Here is a 3,819-nt window from a genome sequence, read left to right as displayed (position 1 = left end):
TCGCGCTGGCGATCACGCTCGCTTACGCGACCCTGAGCTGGTACGGCTTCGAACGGCGCCTGACGCGCGGCCCCGCACGCCGCGCGCTGCCGGCAGCCGCCGGCACGACCGCCTGAATTTCACCATCTCGTGATCGCCGCGCGCACGCTCGACGAAGGCGTTCGCCATGTCGCCGACGCGCTCGGCATCGAACCGGCCGGCGGCGGCCGCCACCCGCTGATGCGGACCCACAATGCGCTGTTCGGCGCGTGGGGCGGGCTCTACCTCGAAGTGATCGCGATCGACCCCGACGCGCCTGCCGCGGACGACGGCGCGAAGCCGCCGCGCGCACGGCTGTTCGGCCTCGACGATCCGGCGATGCACGCGCGGCTCGCGCAGGGCCCGTTCCTCGCGCACTGGGTCGCGCGCGTCGACCGCCCGCGCCGGCTTGCCCTGTGGCAGAGCCAGTACCCGGCCCGCATCGCGCCCGTGGTCGCGATGAGCCGCGGCGACCTGCGCTGGGGCCTCACGGTGCCCGACGACGGCAGCTTCCCCGCCTGGCAAGGCTCGGGCGACGGGCTCGCGCCGTCGCTGATCCAGTGGGACAGCCCGCGCCACCCGGCCGAGTCGCTGCCGGGCAACGGCGTCGCGCTGAAGGCGCTCAAGGGCACCCACCCGCGTGCCGACGTCATCCGCGAGCAGCTCGACTGGCTCGGCGCCGCCCAGCTGCTCGATCTCGACGCGGGCGAAGGTCCGCCCGCGCTCGTGGCCGAATTCGATACGCCGCAAGGCGCCCGTACGCTGCGCTGAACGCGCCGCCGCGTTCCCGACGACAACGACCTGCAATACGGAGACACCGCCACATGAATTCGCGCGAAACCCGGGGCATGCTGCTCGGCCTGATCGGCGTGATGATCTTCAGCCTGACGCTGCCGATGACGCGAATCGTCGTGTCCGAACTCAACCCGCTGCTCAACGGGCTCGGCCGCGCGCTCGCCGCCGCCGTGCCGGCCGGCCTGCTGCTGTGGTGGCGCCGCGAGGCGCTGCCGACCCGCGCGCAACTGAAAAGTCTCGCGATCACGTCGGCCGGCGTGATCATCGCGTATCCGGTGTTCTCCGCGTGGGCGATGAAATCGGTGCCGGCGTCGCACGGCGCGGTCGTCAACGGGCTGCAGCCGCTGTTCGTCGCGCTGTACGCGGCGTGGCTGTCGCACGAGCGGCCGTCGAAGGCGTTCTGGGCCAGCGCGGTCGCGGGCAGCGCGCTCGTGATCGCGTTCGCGCTGCGCGACGGCGGCGGCACCCTGCAGGCCGGCGACGCGCTGATGCTCGTCGCGGTCGGCATCGGCGCGCTCGGCTACGCGGAAGGCGCGCGCCTCGCGCGCCAGATCGGCGGCTGGCAGGTGATCTGCTGGGCGCTCGTCGTGTCGGCGCCGTTCCTCGTGCTGCCGGTCGGCTGGCTCGCGTGGATGCAGCATGCCGCGCATCCGGGCCCGCTCGCGCCGCGCACGTGGCTCGCGTTCGGTTACGTGACCCTTTTTTCGCAATTCATCGGCTTTTTCGCCTGGTATGCGGGGCTCGCGATGGGGGGCACCGCACGTGTCGGCCAGGTGCAGCTGCTGCAGATTTTCTTCACGATCGCCTTTTCCGCCCTGCTGTTCGGCGAGACCGTCACGCCGTCGACGTGGCTGTTCGCGGCGGCCGTGATCGCCACCGTGGTGCTCGGGCGCCGCTCGGCGGTGGCCACGGCCCCGCGTCCCGCTCGCGCCGGTTGATGAGGTGCGCCATAATGTTTGTTTTGCCTGATCGGTTTTGCCCACCCGGCCGCGAAGGCTCGATCGCGCTCGCGCCTGCCCACCCGGCGGTGTCGAAACGATTCGCCCGAACGACCTTTCTTGACTGACCACGATATCCGAACGAGGAGACTATGAATCCGAGCGACCTGCATCCGCCGCACTGGCAGCTTTCCGAACGCGCCCGCAAGCTGACGAGCTCTGCGATCCGCGAGATCCTGAAGGTCACGGAACGCCCCGAGGTCATCTCGTTCGCCGGCGGCCTGCCCGCCCCCGCGACGTTCCCGGCCGAGCGCATGCGCGCCGCCGCCGACCGCGTGCTGCGCGACGCGCCGGCCGCCGCGCTCCAGTACAGCGCGACCGAAGGCTACCTGCCGCTGCGCGAATGGATCGCCGAGCGCTACAGCGTGCGCGTGTCGCAGGTGCTGATCACGACCGGCTCGCAGCAGGCGCTCGACCTGCTCGGCAAGGCGCTCGTCGATCCGGGCAGTCCGATCCTGGTCGAAACGCCGACCTACCTCGGCGCGCTGCAGTCGTTCTCGCTGTACGAGCCGCGCTACGTGCAGGTGCCGACCGACGAACAGGGCCTGCTGCCGGAAGGCCTGACGCCCGAACTCACGCAAGGCGCGCGCCTGCTGTACGCGCAACCGAACTTCCAGAACCCGACCGGCCGCCGCCTGCCCGTCGAGCGCCGCCGCGCGCTCGCCGCGTTCGCGCAGTCGAGCCCGTTCCCGGTGCTGGAGGACGATCCGTACGGCGCGCTGAACTATCGCGGCGAACCGCTGCCGACGATGCTGTCGATGGCGCCCGACCACGTCGTGCACCTCGGCACGTTCTCGAAGGTGCTCGCACCGGGCCTGCGGATCGGCTACATCATCGCGCCCGAGGAACTCCACTTCAAGCTCGTGCAGGCCAAGCAGGCCACCGATCTGCACACGCCGACGCTCACGCAGCGCATCGCGCACGAAGTGATCAAGGACGGCTTCCTCGACGAGCACATCCCGACGATCCGCGAGCTGTACAGCGCGCAGTGCGACGCGATGCTCGGCGCGCTGGCGCGTCACATGCCGGAAGGCGTCACGTGGAACCGCCCGGAAGGCGGGATGTTCATCTGGGTGAACCTGCCCGCGCAGATCGACAGCATGAAGCTGCTCGCCGCGGCCGTCGACAACCACGTCGCCTTCGTGCCGGGCGCGCCGTTCTTCGCGGACGACGCGCAGCAGAACACGCTGCGCCTGTCGTTCGTGACGGTGCCGCCCGAGAAGATCGAGGAAGGCGTCGCGCGCCTCGGCAAGCTGCTGCGCGAGCGCCTCTGATCCCCTTTTTCCTGTCACGACTCTCTACGAGGAATCGATTACATGGCTAACGTCTACGACAAGCTGAAGTCGCTCGGCATCGAGCTCCCGACCGCCGGCGCACCGGCCGCCGCCTACGTGATGAGCGCGCAAAGCGGCAACACGGTGTACCTGTCGGGCCACATCGCGAAGAAGGACGGCAAGGTCTGGGCCGGCAAGCTCGGCGCCGACCTGCAGACGGAAGACGGCAAGGCGGCCGCGCGCGCGATCGCGATCGACCTGCTCGCGACGCTGCACGCGCATACCGGCGACCTGAACAAGGTCACGCGCATCGTGAAGCTGATGAGCCTCGTCAACTCGACGCTCGACTTCACGGAACAGCACGTCGTGACGAACGGCGCGTCGGAGCTGATCGCCGAGGTGTTCGGCGACGCCGGCAAGCACGCCCGCTCGGCCTTCGGCGTCGCGCAGATCCCGCTCGGCGCATGCGTCGAGATCGAGCTGATCGCCGAAGTCGCGTAACGGGCCCGGCACGATGTCCGGCCGCCTCGTCCGCTTCAAGCAGGTCGACGTGTTCTCGTCGGTGCCGTTCAAGGGCAATCCGCTGGCCGTGGTGTTCGACGCCGATTCGCTCGGCGACGACGCCATGCTCGAGATCGCCCGCTGGACGAACCTGTCGGAAACGACGTTCCTCTGCACGCCGACCGATCCGGAAGCCGACTACCGCGTCCGGATCTTCACGACGGGCGGCGAAA

General features: G+C 70.0%; 5 protein-coding genes and 1 pseudogene. All 6 read left to right on the top strand.

Translation table 11 applies throughout. From position 1 onward, the window contains the following. Positions 1–116, top strand: a pseudogene (locus G3N62_RS34745) (acyltransferase); the annotation flags it as partial. 13 nt (positions 117–129) lie between these two features. Beyond that, positions 130–789 carry a VOC family protein gene (locus G3N62_RS34740; RefSeq protein WP_206141505.1) on the top strand — a complete coding sequence of 220 codons (660 nt, stop codon included), beginning with the start codon at positions 130–132 and terminating at the stop codon, positions 787–789. A 53-nt stretch (positions 790–842) separates the two neighbouring features. Next, the gene (locus G3N62_RS34735) at positions 843–1,751 is read left to right on the top strand and encodes a DMT family transporter (RefSeq protein ID WP_034190722.1); all 909 of its coding nucleotides are present in this window, start codon (positions 843–845) and stop codon (positions 1,749–1,751) included. A gap of 152 nt (positions 1,752–1,903) precedes the next feature. Beyond that, positions 1,904–3,085 carry a PLP-dependent aminotransferase family protein gene (locus tag G3N62_RS34730; RefSeq protein WP_049031287.1) on the top strand — a complete coding sequence of 394 codons (1,182 nt, stop codon included), beginning with the start codon at positions 1,904–1,906 and terminating at the stop codon, positions 3,083–3,085. Positions 3,086–3,127: 42 nt separating this feature from the next. Next, positions 3,128–3,586, top strand: coding sequence for a RidA family protein (locus G3N62_RS34725; protein ID WP_034190720.1), 459 nt, complete (start codon positions 3,128–3,130; stop codon positions 3,584–3,586). Between the two features lie 13 nt (positions 3,587–3,599). After that, positions 3,600–3,819, top strand: a 220-nt coding sequence (locus G3N62_RS34720) for a PhzF family phenazine biosynthesis isomerase (protein WP_206141504.1), incomplete at its 3' end; no start/stop codon positions are given.

The organism is Burkholderia sp. Tr-20355 (assembly GCF_017104685.1).
Taxonomy (GTDB): Bacteria; Pseudomonadota; Gammaproteobacteria; order Burkholderiales; family Burkholderiaceae; genus Burkholderia; species Burkholderia seminalis.
Note: the sequence above shows the minus strand (reverse complement) of the source record. Positions and strands in the feature narration are given on the sequence as shown.

Bases quoted from the DNA above. Each gene is read 5' to 3' on its own strand.
- G3N62_RS34735 (WP_034190722.1), top strand. From the start codon at position 843: ATGAATTCGCGCGAAACCCGGGGCATGCTGCTCGGCCTGATCGGCGTG.
- G3N62_RS34730 (WP_049031287.1), top strand. From the start codon at position 1,904: ATGAATCCGAGCGACCTGCATCCGCCGCACTGGCAGCTTTCCGAACGC.
- G3N62_RS34725 (WP_034190720.1), top strand. From the start codon at position 3,128: ATGGCTAACGTCTACGACAAGCTGAAGTCGCTCGGCATCGAGCTCCCG.